Origin of the sequence: Methylobacterium sp. Leaf104 (genome assembly GCF_001422885.1) — a bacterium.
GTDB lineage: Bacteria > Pseudomonadota > Alphaproteobacteria > Rhizobiales > Beijerinckiaceae > Methylobacterium.
Window position 1 is genome coordinate 16,183 of record NZ_LMMZ01000039.1, and the last position, 15,409, is coordinate 31,591.

The window sequence follows — 15,409 nt, forward strand, 5'->3', positions numbered from 1 at the left end:
GCCGCGGCGGTCTCCCCCGTTCCTGAGCCTGCCGGCCTCGCCGAAGGGACCGCCCCCACCTCATGATCCGCCCCTCCCTCTCTCCGCAGGCCCGCGCACGCGGCGTCACGGCGGTGCTCGGGCCGACCAATACCGGCAAGACTCATCTGGCCATCGAGCGCATGCTCGCCCATCCGACGGGCATGATCGGCCTTCCCCTCCGGCTCCTGGCGCGGGAGGTCTACCTGCGGGTGGTCGCGAAGGTGGGGGTCGACAAGGTCGCCCTCGTCACCGGCGAGGAGAAGATAAAGCCGGACCGGCCGCGCTACTGGATCTCCACCATCGAGGCGATGCCGCGCGACCTCGACGTCGCCTTCGTGGCGATCGACGAGATCCAGCTCGCCGCCGACATGGACCGCGGCCACGTCTTCACCGACCGCCTCCTGCACCAGCGCGGGCGCGAGGAGACCCTGCTCATCGGCTCCTCGACCATGCTGCCGCTGGTGCAGTCGCTGATTCCCGGCGTCCACACGACGACGCGACCGCGCCTGTCGCAGCTCACCTTCGCGGGCGAGAAGAAGCTCGGCCGCCTGCCCCGGCGCTCGGCCATCGTCGCCTTCTCGGCCGAGGAGGTCTACGCCATCGCGGAGCTGATCCGGCGCCAGCGCGGCGGGGCCGCGGTGGTGCTCGGCGCGCTCTCGCCGCGGACCCGCAACGCCCAGGTGGAGCTCTACCAGTCCGGCGACGTCGACTACCTCATCGCCACCGATGCGGTGGGCATGGGCCTCAACCTCGACGTGGACCACGTCGCCTTCGCGGCGAACTGGAAATACGACGGCACCCGTTTCCGGAAGCTGACCCCGCCGGAGATGGGACAGATCGCCGGCCGCGCCGGGCGCCACCTCTCGGACGGCACCTTCGGGTCGACGGGACGCTGCGCCCCCTTCGAGCCCGAGATGATCGAGGCCCTGGAGACCCACGACTTCGAGCCCCTGCGCGTGCTGCAGTGGCGCAACCCCGACCTCGACTTCGCCTCCCTCAAGGCCCTGCAGGAGAGCCTCGACGAGCACCCGCGCGAGAAGGGCCTGACCCGCGCGCCCATGGGCGAGGACCAGTCGGCTCTCGAAATCCTGATGCGCGAGGACGACATCCGCGATCTGGCGAACCGGCCGGCCCATGTCCGCCGGCTCTGGGACGTCTGCGGCGTGCCCGATTACCGCAAGGTGCATCCGCAGACCCACGCCGACCTCGTCGCCCAGCTGTACCGCTTCCTCATGCGCGGCATGGCGGGGCGCATTCCCGACGACTGGTTCGCCAAGCACGTTGCCATGATCGACCGCACCGACGGCGACATCGACGCGCTCTCCCAGCGCATCGCGCAGGGGCGGACCTGGACCTTCGTGGCGAACCGTCCGGATTGGCTCGTTGATCCGGTGCATTGGCAGGGCGAGACGCGTCGGGTAGAGGACAGGTTGTCCGACGCCCTGCACGAACGCCTCGCGAGCCGTTTCGTCGATCGGCGCACCAGCGTCCTGATGCGGCGCCTGAGAGAGAATACGATGTTGGAAGCTGAGATCACCGCCGGCGGGGACGTCACCGTCGAGGGCCAGCATGTCGGCCATCTTCATGGCTTCCAGTTCGTTCCGGATCCCGGTGCGGAAGGACATGAGGCCAAGACCCTGCGCTCGGCGGCCGAAAAGGCGCTCGGCGGCGAGATCGAGGCCCGCGCCGAGCGGTTCTCGTCGGCCGCCGATGCCTCTCTGGTGCTGAGCCATGACGGTGTCATCCGCTGGACCGGCGACCCGGTCGCCAAGCTGACACCCGGCGACAAGCTGTTCGAGCCGCATGTCCGCCTGCTCGCCGACGAGCAGCTGACCGGTCCGGCCCGCGACAAGGTCGAGGCCCGGCTCGTCGCCTGGCTCAAGGCCTACGTGGTGCGCCTTCTCGGCCCGCTGATGGAGATCGAGACCGCGGCGGACCTCACGGGGCTCGCCAAGGGCATCGGCTTCCAGGTGGTGGAGGCCCTGGGCGTGCTGGAGCGCGCCAAGGTGATGCAGGAGATGCGCACCCTCGACCAGGAAGGCCGTGGCGCGCTGCGCCGCCACGGCGTCCGCTTCGGCGCCTATCACATCTTCCTGCCGGCCCTGCTGAAGCCGGCGCCCCGGACGCTCGCGGCCCAGCTCTGGGCCCTGAAGAACGGCGGCCTCGACCAGCGCGGCCTCGACGAGATCGCGCATCTCGCCAGCTCCGGCCGCACGTCGATCAAGGTCGACCCGGAGATCGCCAAGGGCCTGTACCGCGCGGCCGGCTTCCGCGTCTGCGGCGAGCGCGCGGTGCGCGTCGACATCCTGGAGCGCCTCGCCGACCTGATCCGCCCGGCCATCGCCTACCGCCCCGGCACGACGCCGGGCGAGGCCCCCGTGGGCGCGGCCGATGGCGACGCCTTCGTGGCGACCGTGGGCATGACCTCCCTCGTCGGCTGCTCGGGCGAGGACTTCGCCTCGATCCTGAAATCCCTCGGCTATGCCCCCGAGACCCGTCCGGGGCCGGCCATCACCGTACCGCTGATCCCGGCCGCCCCGACGCAGCCGGTCGTTCCGGCCGCCGCCGCGAGCAGCGAGGCGGCGTCCGACGAGCATGCCCCGGCCGAGGCGGCGGGCGAAGCGGCTCCCGAGGGCGGCGTCGAGGCGGCGCCGGCCGGCGACGGCGACGCATCGGTCGAGACTGCCGAGACCGAGATCGCGCCCGGCTCGACGGAGGATTCCGTCGCCGTCGCCTCTCATGACGAGGCCGCCGGCGAAGTGCCGGCTGCCGAGGAGGCCGTTGCGGAAGGCGCCGTCGCCGAGGCGAGTCCGGCCCGGGAGGACAGCCCAGCCGAGGCGCCCGTCGCGTCGTCCGAGGCCGTGGAGGAGGCCGCTCCGGAGCCCGTCGCCGACGCGGCGGCCGTCGCCGAGTCCGCGGAACATCCGACGGAGGGCGCCGAGACGGCCGAGCCGGAGGCCACCGCTACCGACGCATCGGCCGAGGCCACCGGAATCGAGACGTCGGCCGACGCTACCGACGGTGAGGCGTCCGCCGCGGAGGCTCCGGCCGAGGTCGCGACCGTCGAGGTCTGGCGTCTCCAGCGCCACCAGCGCAACGCCAATCCGCGCCAGAATCGTCCGCGCGGCCAGGGTCGTGACGGCGGCGCCCCCCGGGCGGCCGGCGAGGCACGGCCCGATCATCGCCGGCCGGGCGCGCCCGGCGGCGAGGGTCGCGACCGTCCGCGCGGTGCGCCGGGGGAGCGCCCGGAGGGCGGTCGCCGCGGCGGCCCCGGCGAGGGACGCCCGGAGGGAGGCCGCCCGCAGCGTCGCGAGCGCTTCGAGCCGGGCCGGACCCGGCCGGAGCGTCGGGACGAGCCGCGGGCCGCGCCCCGCGACGAGCCCCGTCCGCAGCGCCGCGAGCGGGCGCCGGACCCGGATTCGCCCTTCGCCAAGCTCGCGGCCCTGAAGGCGCAGCTCGAGGCGGGGAATGACCGCAAGCGCTGAGGTGGGATGAAGCCGGGACGCCAGCGGCTCGACAAATGGCTGTGGTTCGCGCGCTTCGCGCGGACCCGGTCGCTCGCGGCACGCCTGGTCGCCGACGGCTATGTCCGGGTCAACGGTAAGCGGGTCGACGCCTCCGCGACCGCCGTCGCCCTCGGGGATGTCGTGACCGTCGCGGCGGCCCATGCCACCGTGATCGCCCGGGTCCTCGACCTCGGCGAGCGCCGCGGCCCGGCGCCGGACGCCCAGCGCCTCTACGAGGTGGTGGGACATGCGCCCGAATAGGCCGGGCTCGCGTGTCACCGGCGCGACACCGGCGGGGCGGTCGTGCGCTCGGCCCGTCGGCGTGCTTGTCAGCCCCCCAGACAGGGTCTAGAGCCAGCGCGACTCCCTCTTGCCCGTGCGAACCCGCATCCACGCCACCCCGCATTAAGGCATCCGTGCAACGATCTGCGCGAGCGACCATGCATCGGCATCGGGACGCTCCCGGAAGGCCGGATCAAGGACTGAAGGCCCCATGACCTACGTCGTCACCGACAACTGCATCAAGTGCAAGTACATGGACTGCGTCGAGGTCTGTCCGGTGGACTGCTTCTACGAAGGCGAGAACATGCTCGTCATCCACCCGGACGAGTGCATCGACTGCGGCGTCTGCGAGCCGGAATGTCCGGCCGAGGCGATCAAGCCCGATACCGAGCCGAGCCTCGAGACCTGGCTCAAGGTGAACGCCGACTACGCTCGCACCTGGCCGAACATCACCCAGAAGAAGGATGCTCCGGCCGACGCCAAGACCTGGGACGGGGTCGCCGGCAAGTTCGAGGCGCACTTCTCCGCCAATCCCGGAACGGGCGACTGATCGCCGCGACGCCGCCGTCTCGACGAGGACATCGCGCGAGCCCCGGACCTTGCAAAGAGGCTGTGGAGGGCTCGGGAGCCAGGGCCGATCACACGACCATGGGCCGGCAATCCTTTGATTCGTCGGCTGGTTTGTGTTATTACAAAGTCCTGCCGTCGTTCGTGCCCGACGTGCTGCCTCCAGCCATCACCTGATGGGTCTCACACTCAGTTGTGGATTGGGGTCGCACGCGATCGATCGCTGAAGGCCCTGCTGCTTTCGGCGACCGCTCCCTCGTTGCGCGATCATCGGCTTGCCCGGGAACCGGCAGGTTGTGCATCGCCGATGCAGATCCTTCGGACAAGGGGCTGGAGCCGGGTCACCCACCCCGGATTACAGGGTTCGGCGCGGCGTTCAAGGCCGCGCAATGTTCTGGAGGCGCTTCTCGCATGACCACAGCCAAGAAGACGACGGCAGGCCGCCAAGGCTTCAAGACCGGCGAAGCGGTCGTGTACCCGGCTCACGGTGTCGGTCGCATCACCGCCATCGAGGAGCAGGAGATCGCCGGCTACAAGCTTGAGCTGTTCGTCGTGTCTTTCGAGAAGGACAAGATGGTCCTGCGCGTCCCGACCGCGAAGGCCAACAGCGTCGGCATGCGCAAGCTCGCCGAGCCGGAACTCGTGAAGAAGGCCCTGGATCTCCTCACCGGGCGCGCCCGGATCAAGCGGACCATGTGGTCCCGCCGCGCCCAGGAATACGAGGCCAAGATCAACTCGGGCGACCTCCTGTCGGTGACCGAGGTGGTGCGCGACCTCTACCGCTCCGAGGCGCAGCCCGAGCAGTCCTACAGCGAGCGTCAGCTCTACGAGTCGGCGCTCGACCGGGTCGTGCGCGAGATCTCGTCCGTGAACCGCATCACCGAGACCGAGGCTCTCAAGCTCATCGAGCAGAGCCTCGCCAAGTCTCCGCGCCGCGCCAAGGGCGAAGCCGAGGCGGAAGGCGAAGCCGAGAGCGACGACCTGCAGGAAGAGGCCGCCTGATCGGCAGCCTCCCGCATCCCGGCACAGGTCCGGACACACGCATTTCGAGCCCGGCGCATTGCGCCGGGCTTTTTCGTTGCGCAACCCCAATTCCGCGCGTTCCTCACGAGACCGTGTGAAGCACCCCATCCGCGGAACCATCCCAACCACCTCGTGTTGTCGCGTTGCCAGGCACAGGTCTCCGGTCCGATTTCGATCGGCGCGATCGACCCGTGGTCAGAAGCAGACGTTCCATCGAAACGGAGGCGGGGATGGCGGATATCGCAGGGATCCGGCGGCAGTTCATACGCACGGCGATGGAGGCGCCTTTCCTTGCGCGGGACGAGGAACGCGGACTCGCCGTCCGCTGGAAGGACGATCGGGACGAGCGCGCTCTCCACGGGCTGATCTCGGCCCATATGCGTCTCGTCATCGCCATCGCCGGACGCTTCCGGCATTACGGGCTGCCGATGGCCGACCTCGTTCAGGAAGGCCATGTCGGCCTGATGGAAGCGGCGGCGCGCTTCGAACCCGAGCGCGAGGTCCGCTTCTCCACCTACGCCACCTGGTGGATCCGGGCGTCGATCCAGGACTACATCCTCCGGAACTGGTCCATCGTCCGCGGCGGAACGAGTTCGGCGCAGAAGGCCCTGTTCTTCAATCTGCGCCGCCTGCGCGCCAAGCTGATGCAGTCCACCGAGGAGCATGTCGGCGACGAGATTCACCGTCGCATCGCCACGGCCATCGGCGTCTCGCGAGAGGACGTCGCGCTGATGGATGCGCGCCTTTCCGGCCCCGACATGTCGCTCAATGCGCCCGTGGGCGAGGAAAGCGAAGCCTCCTCCGAGCGCATGGATTTCCTCGTCGACGGCGCCGCTCTGCCCGACGAAACGGTATCGGCGACGGTCGATGGCGAGCGCCGCCTGATCTGGCTCAACGAAGCCCTGACGGTGTTGTCCGAGCGCGAGCTGCGCATCCTCAAGGAGCGCCGCCTCGCCGAAGATCAGGCCACCCTCGAAGCCTTGGGACACCGGCTCGGCATCTCGAAGGAGCGGGTGCGCCAGATCGAGAACCGCGCCCTCGAAAAGCTGCGCCGCGCCCTCGCCGAACGGTTTCCGCAGACCGGCGGCAACGTCTACGCCTGAACGACCGGGATTTCGGTTTTGTCGTGATCACGCCGTCGCCTGATCGTCTCTCCTGAAACGTCATGATAGGCTCTCTGGCGGACCCGTGGATGCGGTCACGGGCTCTGCGGGAGACGCGGGCGTTTCGAGATGGAGAGAACCGGGGCGGAGGAGCCGCAACAGCCCGATCTTCGTTCGTCGCACGATTGGCCGACCGTCCGTCCTGCGCCCGACACCGGAACTGCGGTCTGGCGCGTGGACCTTTCCCTCGGCGCAGCCGATCGGACTGAATTGGCGGCGTGGCTCTCCCCGGAGGAGCGTGCGCGGGCCGAGCGGTTCTATCGTCACGAGGATCGGGCGCGCTACATCGAGAGCCACGCCGCGCTCCGGCTGATCCTCGGCCGCTACCGCGATCTGCCACCGGGCGAGATGGCCTTCGAGCAGGAAGCCGGCGGGAAGCCGGTCCTGATCCCGGCGCAGCGGGCGGGCCTTCACTTCAATCTCTCCCACTCGGGGTCGCATGCCCTGATCGGCGTCTCGCATTGCGCTCCGATCGGCGTCGATGTGGAAGCGATCCGCCCGGTTGGCGATCCGCTCGCGATCGTCCGGGCGCATTTCCATCCCGTCGAGATCGCTTCCCTCGCCCGGGCACCGCAGGACCGGCAGGCGCCACTCTTCTTCCGCTGCTGGACGCGCAAGGAAGCGGTCGTCAAAGCCCTCGGCACGGGCCTCGCCCTGCCGCTCGACGGCTTCAGCGTCGACGGCCCGTCCCCCGCCACCATCCGCTGGGACGGCGTAGACCCGGCATCGGACGGCTGGTCCTTGATCGACCTCGACATCGAAACGGATGTCGTCGGAGCCGTTGCAATTCCGCGGCCCGATCATCCGTGCCGGCTGTTTCGCCTTCCCGCGCATTGGACCGCGCTTGCATGAGCGGGCCTTCATCGCACGATTCCCGCGAGGAAGCGCTTGCGGCCCCGCAGAGGGCTCGCTATACGTCCGCTCGCCGGCCGAGACAGCCGGCTTTGTCGGAGTGTAGCGCAGTCTGGTAGCGCACCACGTTCGGGACGTGGGGGTCGCAGGTTCAAATCCTGCCACTCCGACCAGTTTGATTTCCCAAGGCTTCGCCTTTTCCCGAGATCCTCGGAGACGATGTTTCCATTCCCACTGGCGTATGCCGGTCGGACGTCTGCGGGGCCGATGCGCGCGAACGGTCCTTCGGCCGGTATTCTCGTCGGCAAGACCTCTCGGCAGCAAGATCCCATCCATCTTCAGCGTGAACCACCCGGACCTGCGCGAGTGGGCGACGACCTTCGTGAGGCGGGCCGGATCGATGCTCCGCCGAGATCCGGCCTTCCGCTCACGGAAGATTCAACTCTCCACCGCATCGTCGGCCTGACGAGCCCCCGATGGTCTCGGCGGCGCATGTGTGAGCGATGATCGGCGCAGTGTGACGGAACCACCCGACAGCTCCGGCGCGAACCCCGACAGCGTTCGGGCGGCGGACCGCTTCGGGCCGCGCGCCCACGGGATCGCCGCGTGGCCGTTCCAACGCGCAGCGTCCGTCCTGCCCGCCCACCCTTTGCCGGGCCGTTCCTGGCCGCGCCTGCGGGTCCTCACGCTCGTCGAGGGCGATTCCGACGAACTCGCCGCCACCCGCGCCTCCGTCGCGGCCCAGGGCTATCCAAACCTTCGTCATGACCTGATCTCGCGAATCGACGGGACGGCCTCGCTCGCCGCCATCGTCTCGGACGAGGGCTGCGACGGCCTGATCCTGCTCCGCCCGGGCGATCTCCTGGCCCCCGATGCCCTGGCGGCCCTCGCCCTTCAGCGGGTTCTCAGCGGGGCCGATCTGATCGTCGGCCTGCGCGTCGTCTTCGACACCGCCCCCTTCGGCCTCGATGCGCCCGCGGCGGCGCCGGGAAGGTTGGTCGATCCCGATCCGCCGGACGGTTCACTGGCCCCCTTCACCGGAGGCGAAGTCCTGCTCGCGCGCGCCTGCGTCCAACGCGCCGCCGGTCTCGATCCCACGGCCGACCACCCCGTCGCCGCGCTCTGGCCCCGGCTCGTCGGCCGGGGCGCGACGCTCGCCCGCGTCGGCCGGCCGATTCTCCTGCAGTACCAGCCCGGCCAAGCCGCCCCCCCGATGCCGACCGGTCTCTCGGTGGCCAGCCTGACCGACAGGGGCAACATCGGCGGAGCCGGCATCGCCCAGCGCCGCCTGACCGATGCCCTGGTTCTGGCGGGCCATCGCGTCGATGAGCATCGCCTCTCGGCAGAGTCGCCGCCGGCCGCGGCGGAGTGGGTGGAGGTGTTTCGACGGACGGAGGACGCCTTGGTACAGGGCGGCTACGATCTGGTCCTGGCCGGCAATCTCCACGGAGCGACCCGCCGCACCACGATCCTGCATCGCCTCGGACGTGCCGTGCCCGTCGCCGCCATGCTGCACGACCTGTTCCCCGTCACGGGGCGCTGCGCCTCGCCCGACGGATGCCCGATCATCGCGGAGGGTTGCGACGCCCGTTGCCCGACGCCCGATGCCTATCCGCAGCTCGCGTCCCGCCGGATCGCCGACATCTTCGCGGAGAAGCGGGCCGTCCTGGCCGGTCCCGACGGCCCGGTCCTGCTCGCCGCATCCGAATGGACCGAGGCGGCAGCGCGCGCCCTGGCGCCGCGCGGGACGGCGGTCGCCCGCATCGATCTCGCCTTCCCCACCGGTGTGTTCCGGCCTCAACCGCGCGAAGCTCTGCGCCGCACCCTCGGCCTACCCCTCGACGAGACCCTCGTCCTGTTCGCCGCGGTCATCGCGGATGCGCCCGGCAAAGGGACTGCCGAACTCACCGAAACCTTTCGCCGGATCGCCCGGCCGGGGCTTCGCTTCGTCGCCGTGGGGCGTCTCGATGATCCGGCCTCCCTCGGAATCCCGAACCTGATCGCGGCCGGGTCCATCGTCGACGAAGAGACCTTGGCCGCTTGGTACGGCGCCTGCGATCTCTATGTCACGGCGAGTCGCCAGGAGACGTTCGGCCAGACGCCCGTGGAAGCCGGCCTCTGCGGAACCCCGACCGTCGCTTACCGGGCGACCGGACTGGCGACGGCGGTGATCGACGGGATTTCCGGCCGCCTCGTGGCGACCGAGCCCGGCGCGCTGGAGGCGGCGTTGCTGGACCTGCTCGCGGACGCCCCCGAGCGCCGACGGCTCGGCACCCTCGGGCGGATCGCCCTGGAAAGCCGCAACAGTCCTGCCGCCGCCGCGATGCGCCTGAACGACGTGCTCGTCGCACGGGGCCTGCTGCAACCGTCGACGGGAGCCGGACGCATCCGCTTCGCACCGGAGATGCTGTCCGCTTTCGCCATGGCGCTGGACCGGGCGCCGGGTCGGACGGGCCTGATCCCGAGCGATGTCTCACGGATCCTTCGCCTCGCCCGCCGGGCCAAGCATGCCGTCGTCGGTCGGGACATGCCGCGATGGCTGCGCGGCCTGCTCTACGCGGCGGCCGTGACGCGGACGCGCCTCGGGTGGGACGCCCGATGACCGGCCGCGCGACCACACCACGGCGCATCTACCTCGACCATACGCATCTGCGCCGGCACGTCACCGGGATCGAGCGCGTCGCCCTCGACCTGTTCACGCCCGAGACCCTGTCTCCGCACGCCGTCACCGCGATCCGTGCGAACGGCATCGCCGGGATGATCGCGGCCCAGCATATCGGCCTGCCGCTGCGTGCCCTGCGAGATCCCGCGGCGCTATTCGTGTTTCCCGGGTTTCCGCCGAGTCCCCTCGCGGTCCTGCGGCGCCGGCACTGCATCACCTATGTCCACGACACCTTCCTGCTGACGCGGCCGCAGGATCTCAACTGGCGGAGCCGCCTCTACATGGCGCCGAGCTTCGCCTTCGCCCTGCGCTACGGACGCTGCTTCCTCGTCAACTCGGTCACCACCGGCGAAGCGGTGCGCGCACTCTGTGCCCGCGAGGCGCTGGTGGCCCTGCTCAGGCCCACCGTTCACGACGTGTTCGGTCTCGCCGATCTGCCACCGCGCCGGATCCACGATCCCGGTGAACCGCTCCGACTCCTCTGCATCGGGACCGTCGAGCCGCGAAAGGACTACCCCGCGGCCATCGCGATCATCGCGGCCCTGAACGGAATGGGCGTCCAGGCCGAACTCCACCTCGTGGGCCGTGTCGGGTGGGGCGACCACGCCTTCCTGGCTGCGCCGCCGCCCTTCCTGACCCTGCATGGCTACCTGGACGATGGGGCGATCCGCAGTCTCGCGGCCCGATGCCACCTCCTCCTCTCGACGTCGAAGGCGGAAGGGCTCGGGCTGCCGCTGCTCGAAGCGCAGCACGGCGGCCTCCCCGTCGCGGCACCGCGCGGGCCCGTCTTCTCCGAGGTCCTGGCCGGCTCGGGGCTGCACATCGAACCGTCCGATCCCGACGGGTCCGCGGCCTCGATCCTGTCGTGGGTTCGTAGTGCCGGCTTCGCGGCCGTACCCGGTGCCTCGCGCGCCAATGTCGAGCGCTGGAACCGTCTGGCCGCCGGCGACGCGACATGTTTCGCGAATTTTCTCGCGATCGGACCGTCCGCCTACGAGGCGGCTCGGGACAGGGTCATGCCACCCCGCAGTGGCGGGCCGAGCTAAATCCGGACGAGTTGTGCACAGGGAAGCGATCCCGTTTGGCCCGACTACGCAGATCTCAACCTGTCGGCAGGCCTGTTCTTTCCAATATCTTTTCGAATCCTGGCCTCTACGGGAATCGCGTGGATGTCCGTCTTTGAAACGTCCCCGACCGGAAGCCCGGTGGCACGTGAGCTGCGCATGGGACGAGATCGGTGGCGTGCCATGGAGCGTCTGTCCCGCCCTGACACAGATCGAAGCTGAAATGGGACGGGATGCCTGACGGCGGCAAGACAGAACCGCCGGGGCAGCGATCAGGTCGGGAGACGAGACAGATGTTCGACTTCGGAAGCCCGGTCCGCGGTGAGCCGGTGATCATCGAGACGAAGGGCCGAGACGGTCTCGACGGCACCTTGATCCTGCGTCGCCTCTGGCGCGGCACGGGCGTGATCCTGCTCGGCGGGTTCGCAGCCGTCGTCCTCGCGGTCGTATTCCTCGGCGCGATGACCCCGACCTACACCGCCGTCACCCAGATCCTCGTCGATCCGGCCGATCTTCCCGTGATCGCCAACGACCTCAGCAATCGCCAGCCTCAGGCCGACAGCGGCGTCTCGATCGCCGAGAGCCAGACACGGGTGATGCAGTCCGACAACGTCCTGCGGCGCGTGATCGAACGGCTGGACCTGATCCAGGACGACGAGTTCGTCCCCGAACCGTCGACCAACCCGCTGGTGCTGCGCACCAAGGCGCTCCTCGGCATGGACCCGCCGCCGGCGAGCCGCGATCCGGTCAACCTCGCTCTCGACAACCTGCGCCTGAAGCTCGGCGTGCGGCGGGCCGAACGGACCTTCGTCATCGACGTCTACGTCCAGACCAAGGACCCGGAAAAGTCGGCCCGGATCGCCAACGCCATCGCGGATGCCTATTTCGCTGAGGACGCGGCGGCGCGCACCGACGCCGCGCGCCGGGCCTCGGAGGCCCTGACCGGCCGCCTCACGACCCTGCGTCAGGCGGTCGAGGAGGCCGAGCGCAAGGTGCTGCAGTACCGGGTGACGAACAAGCTCGTGACGTCGAGCGGGCGCCTCCTCAGCGACCAGCAGCTCAGCGATCTGAACCAGCAGCTCGTCACCGCCACCCTGAAGACGGCGGAGGCGAAGGCGCGCCTGGACCAGGCACGCCACATGCGCACCGGCGAGGCCGGGACCGCGCTGCCGGAGATGCTGCAATCCCTCGAGATGCAGAACCTGCGGCAGCAATACGCGACGCTGTCACGCAACACTGCCGAACTCGCGGCCCGGCTCGGCGACCGCCATCCGGCCATGGCCGACCAATACGCCCAGCAGCGCGACCTCCAGCGCCTGATCCAGCGCGAGAAGGAGCGCATCATCGATACCTCGCAGAAGGATTACGACCGCGCCGTCGCCGGCGAGGCCGCCGTTCGCCGGAGTCTGGACCGGGCCAAGACCGAGACGGCCGGAAACGATCGCGCCAATGTCGGCCTGCGCGAGCTCGAGCGGGAGCTCGAGGCACGCCGGTCGATCTACGAGGCCTTCCTTCGCCGGTCGCGTGAGACCAACGAGCAGGAGCGGCTGAACAGCTCCAACGTGCGCGTCATCTCCACGGCGACGCCGCCGCGGACCCGGACCTGGCCGCCCTCCCCCAAGCTGGTGCTGCCCCTCGCGCTGCTGCTCGGCCTCGGCCTCGGTGCGGGTGCCGCCCTCTGGCTCGGAGCCCGTCGCGACCACCGCGTCGCCCAGCGTCTCCGGCCGAGCGTGTCGACCGGCGCGCGCAGCTTCCGGGCCGTCGATGCCTGATAGCCCCTCCGTTCGCCCCGAGACCTCCGATCGATCGTCCCAAACCGCTCCCGGGCAACCCTCCGCCGAGCCGAAACAGGTCTGCTCCGGATTTCGAGCTCCGCGTCGCCCGACTGGCGCGCGACGAGCCACACAGGTGATGACATGAGCCTTCGCTTGTTCGACATCACGTTCACGCCCGGAACGGCCGCCGACATCCTCGCGACCTCGGCGCGGCAGCCCGCGACGCGCCCGCGCCTGATCGTCACCGCCAACCTCGACCACGTCGTCACGTTGTCGGAGAATGCGGCGTTCCGAAAAGCCTATGACGGCGCCGTCGCCCATACGCTGGACGGCATGCCGCTCGTCTGGATGGCGCGGCTCTGCGGCGGTACGACGGTGCAGCGGGTGACGGGCCACGACCTCATCGCGGCCGCCTTCGCCGATCCCTGGCCGGCCGGCCGGCAGATCTTTCTCGTCTGCTCCTCCGAAGCGGTCGGCCTGCACCTGACCGAGCGCCTGGTTTCCGAAGGCGCGCCGCGGGCCTCGATCGCCTTCACGGTGCCGCCCTTCGGCTTCGAGAACGACGACGCCTACAGCGCGGACCTCTGCGCCGCGGTGCGGACCCACGGCACCACGCTGCTCGTCCTCGGGGTCGGCGCCCCGCGCTCGGAGATCTGGGTCGACCGCCAGGGGACCAGGCTCGGCGGCCCGGTGGTCCTGGCCGTGGGCGAAGCCCTCAACGTCGCGGCGGGGCTGGTACCCCGCGCGCCGGCCCTGATGCAGCGCATCGGCCTCGAATGGTTCTTCCGGTTCTGGCACGCCCCGCACCGGCTGTTCCGCCGCTACTTCGTGCGCTCCTGGGGCCTGTTCGGAATCGTCCTGCGCCGGTCCCTGGCCCGGAAAACCCGACCGCGCCCGCATCCGACCCCGCCCCGCCCGGCCTCGAACGCACGACGCGCGCCCGACACCCCCTGAGGCCTTCGGACCGGTCAGGCTGCGGCGAACAGGTGCGGGTGGCGCACCCGGAGGGCGAGGATCAGCGCCAGGGTCTTGATGTCGGTGACCTCGCCCCGATCCGTCATGGCGGCGAGTTCACCGAGGGGCATCTCCCGGACGGTGATGTCCTCGTGCTCCCCGATCAGGCCGCCGCCGGGTCCGACCCGGTCGCGTGCCTCGTAGGGGGCGAGGAACAGGTCCATCTGCTCGGTTGAGATCCCGGGCATGCTCCAGCCGCAGGCGACCGCTTCGAGCGCGCCGAGGCGGACCCCGGTCTCCTCGTAGGCCTCGCGGCGCGCCCCGTCCTCGGGCTCCGATTCGTCGAGAAGGCCGGCAGGAGCCTCGAGCACGGACGTGACCCCGGCGGCATAGAACGCCGGCGTCCGAAACTGCTCGACCAACAGGGCGACCCGGCGCGTCGGATCGTAGGGCAGTACCGCGGCGGCCCGTCCGTGATCCTCGATCTCGCGCGCCAGGCGTGTGCCGTCGGCCATCGTCACTTCCGCGACGAGAAACCGGCTCCAGCCGTCATGCACGATCCGGGTGCCGCGGATAATCGGCGCCATACTGCTCTCCCCCGTCGGATCGCCGAGACAGCGGCGACCGGATGTGCGGCCCTAACAGGGGGTTGGCGCATCAATGAGGCGTGGAGCGCGTGTTTTCGGCAACGGTTCCCGGGATTGTGAGGCTTCTGCGGATCGTGAAGATCAGGTTGTCCGGACCGCGCTCCTGTCCGACGAGGATGTCGCCCATGTCGCGCACGAGATGCGGAATGTCGATCACCGCCATCGGATCGGTGCAGGTCACCACCAGGACCTGGCCGGGCGAGATCCGGCGGAGGGCCTTGCGGGTCCGCAGGGCCGGCAGGGGGCACTTCAATCCGGTGAGATCGAGATGCGTCGTCTCGCTGTCCGTCTCGATCATCGGCGTCGCATCCCACTGCGCGGCATCGTCCCGAACCGATGACCTACCACGCCGAAACGAAAACTCCCGCCGACGGGTTCGACCGTCGACGGGAATTCGGAAGGTGGACCCGGGCGCGCCGGCACCCGGGATCCGCGACCTCAGTAGCCGTAGCCGTAGGCCGGGTAGCCGTACCCGTAACCGTAGGACGGGGCCGAGTAGTACCCGTAGGCGGGTGCGCCGTAGCCATAGCCGTAGCCCGTGCCCACGTAGCCGCGATCGTAGTAGCCGTAGCGCGGGGCCTGGCTGGCCGCGATGGCGCCGCCGATGATGCCGAGGGCCGCACCGGCCGCGAGTGCGCCGCCGACGCCGGGGCCGCGACGGTAGCCACCGTAATAGCCACGGCCGTAGCCGCCGCGATAGCGGACGGTCTCGACGGTCGCGCCGCCGCCGACCTGAGCGGCGCTCAGCGCCGGCATCGGTGCGGCCTGCGCGGCCGTGAAGGAACCGGCCGAGAGACCGATGGCGGTGGTGCCCGCGAGGGCGAGGGACAAGATGCGCGACATGCGAGCGTTCTCCGTCACAGGATGAAACATCCCTGGAAACGGCAAAGTTG

Annotated in this window: 13 protein-coding genes and 1 tRNA gene; 11 read left to right on the plus strand and 3 right to left on the minus strand. The window is 70.1% G+C overall.

The annotated features are described in order from the left end of the window. Positions 1-62: 62 nt before the first annotated feature. The 11 genes from ASF49_RS19750 (at position 63) to ASF49_RS19800 (ending at position 13,869) form a co-directional block, all read left to right on the plus strand. Positions 63-3,506 (plus strand): helicase-related protein, encoded by a 3,444-nt coding sequence (locus tag ASF49_RS19750; RefSeq protein WP_056477162.1) that lies wholly within the window; start codon positions 63-65, stop codon positions 3,504-3,506. A 6-nt stretch (positions 3,507-3,512) separates the two neighbouring features. Beyond that, a complete protein-coding gene (locus tag ASF49_RS19755; protein WP_056477165.1) occupies positions 3,513-3,788 on the plus strand; it encodes an RNA-binding S4 domain-containing protein in 276 nt (91 codons plus the stop codon). Between the two features lie 232 nt (positions 3,789-4,020). Further along, positions 4,021-4,359, plus strand: coding sequence for a ferredoxin FdxA (gene fdxA / locus ASF49_RS19760; RefSeq protein ID WP_055956805.1), 339 nt, complete (start codon positions 4,021-4,023; stop codon positions 4,357-4,359). A gap of 428 nt (positions 4,360-4,787) precedes the next feature. Next, positions 4,788-5,378, plus strand: a complete 591-nt coding sequence (locus tag ASF49_RS19765) for a CarD family transcriptional regulator (RefSeq protein WP_056477167.1) — start codon at positions 4,788-4,790, stop codon at positions 5,376-5,378. A gap of 251 nt (positions 5,379-5,629) precedes the next feature. Beyond that, positions 5,630-6,502, plus strand: coding sequence for an RNA polymerase factor sigma-32 (locus tag ASF49_RS19770; RefSeq protein WP_056477170.1), 873 nt, complete (start codon positions 5,630-5,632; stop codon positions 6,500-6,502). Between the two features lie 129 nt (positions 6,503-6,631). After that, complete coding sequence (locus ASF49_RS24905) at positions 6,632-7,414, plus strand: 4'-phosphopantetheinyl transferase superfamily protein (protein ID WP_082511436.1); 783 nt, start codon at positions 6,632-6,634, stop codon at positions 7,412-7,414. A gap of 96 nt (positions 7,415-7,510) precedes the next feature. Beyond that, positions 7,511-7,587: transfer RNA gene (locus tag ASF49_RS19780), tRNA-Pro, on the plus strand. 344 nt (positions 7,588-7,931) lie between these two features. Beyond that, on the plus strand, positions 7,932-10,016 hold the full coding sequence (locus ASF49_RS19785) for a glycosyltransferase (RefSeq protein ID WP_082511437.1): 2,085 nt from the start codon (positions 7,932-7,934) through the stop codon (positions 10,014-10,016). Continuing rightward, entirely contained in the window at positions 10,013-11,122 is a 1,110-nt protein-coding gene (locus ASF49_RS19790) for a glycosyltransferase (protein ID WP_056477177.1), read from the plus strand. The genes ASF49_RS19785 and ASF49_RS19790 overlap by 4 nt, the downstream gene beginning before the upstream one ends. A 311-nt stretch (positions 11,123-11,433) precedes the next feature. Next, complete coding sequence (locus ASF49_RS19795) at positions 11,434-12,912, plus strand: GumC family protein (RefSeq protein ID WP_056477180.1); 1,479 nt, start codon at positions 11,434-11,436, stop codon at positions 12,910-12,912. A 144-nt stretch (positions 12,913-13,056) separates the two neighbouring features. After that, positions 13,057-13,869, plus strand: coding sequence for a WecB/TagA/CpsF family glycosyltransferase (locus ASF49_RS19800; protein WP_082511438.1), 813 nt, complete (start codon positions 13,057-13,059; stop codon positions 13,867-13,869). Between the two features lie 14 nt (positions 13,870-13,883). Here ASF49_RS19800 and ASF49_RS19805 read toward each other — a convergent pair whose 3' ends face one another. The 3 genes from ASF49_RS19805 to ASF49_RS19815 form a co-directional block, all read right to left on the minus strand. After that, the gene (locus tag ASF49_RS19805) at positions 13,884-14,456 is read right to left on the minus strand and encodes an NUDIX domain-containing protein (RefSeq protein WP_056477182.1); all 573 of its coding nucleotides are present in this window, start codon (positions 14,454-14,456) and stop codon (positions 13,884-13,886) included. A 70-nt stretch (positions 14,457-14,526) separates the two neighbouring features. Further along, positions 14,527-14,814: a sulfurtransferase TusA family protein gene (locus ASF49_RS19810; RefSeq protein WP_056477185.1), complete on the minus strand. Its 288-nt coding sequence runs from the start codon at positions 14,812-14,814 to the stop codon at positions 14,527-14,529. Between the two features lie 140 nt (positions 14,815-14,954). Next, positions 14,955-15,359: a hypothetical protein gene (locus tag ASF49_RS19815; RefSeq protein WP_056477188.1), complete on the minus strand. Its 405-nt coding sequence runs from the start codon at positions 15,357-15,359 to the stop codon at positions 14,955-14,957. Positions 15,360-15,409 lie beyond the last annotated feature (50 nt).

Bases quoted from the DNA above. Each gene is read 5' to 3' on its own strand.
- ASF49_RS19750 (WP_056477162.1), top strand. From the start codon at position 63: ATGATCCGCCCCTCCCTCTCTCCGCAGGCCCGCGCACGCGGCGTCACG.
- ASF49_RS19755 (WP_056477165.1), top strand. From the start codon at position 3,513: ATGAAGCCGGGACGCCAGCGGCTCGACAAATGGCTGTGGTTCGCGCGC.
- fdxA (WP_055956805.1), top strand. From the start codon at position 4,021: ATGACCTACGTCGTCACCGACAACTGCATCAAGTGCAAGTACATGGAC.
- ASF49_RS19765 (WP_056477167.1), top strand. From the start codon at position 4,788: ATGACCACAGCCAAGAAGACGACGGCAGGCCGCCAAGGCTTCAAGACC.
- ASF49_RS19770 (WP_056477170.1), top strand. From the start codon at position 5,630: ATGGCGGATATCGCAGGGATCCGGCGGCAGTTCATACGCACGGCGATG.
- ASF49_RS24905 (WP_082511436.1), top strand. From the start codon at position 6,632: ATGGAGAGAACCGGGGCGGAGGAGCCGCAACAGCCCGATCTTCGTTCG.
- ASF49_RS19790 (WP_056477177.1), top strand. From the start codon at position 10,013: ATGACCGGCCGCGCGACCACACCACGGCGCATCTACCTCGACCATACG.
- ASF49_RS19795 (WP_056477180.1), top strand. From the start codon at position 11,434: ATGTTCGACTTCGGAAGCCCGGTCCGCGGTGAGCCGGTGATCATCGAG.
- ASF49_RS19800 (WP_082511438.1), top strand. From the start codon at position 13,057: ATGAGCCTTCGCTTGTTCGACATCACGTTCACGCCCGGAACGGCCGCC.
- ASF49_RS19805 (WP_056477182.1), bottom strand. From the start codon at position 14,456: ATGGCGCCGATTATCCGCGGCACCCGGATCGTGCATGACGGCTGGAGC.
- ASF49_RS19810 (WP_056477185.1), bottom strand. From the start codon at position 14,814: ATGATCGAGACGGACAGCGAGACGACGCATCTCGATCTCACCGGATTG.
- ASF49_RS19815 (WP_056477188.1), bottom strand. From the start codon at position 15,359: ATGTCGCGCATCTTGTCCCTCGCCCTCGCGGGCACCACCGCCATCGGT.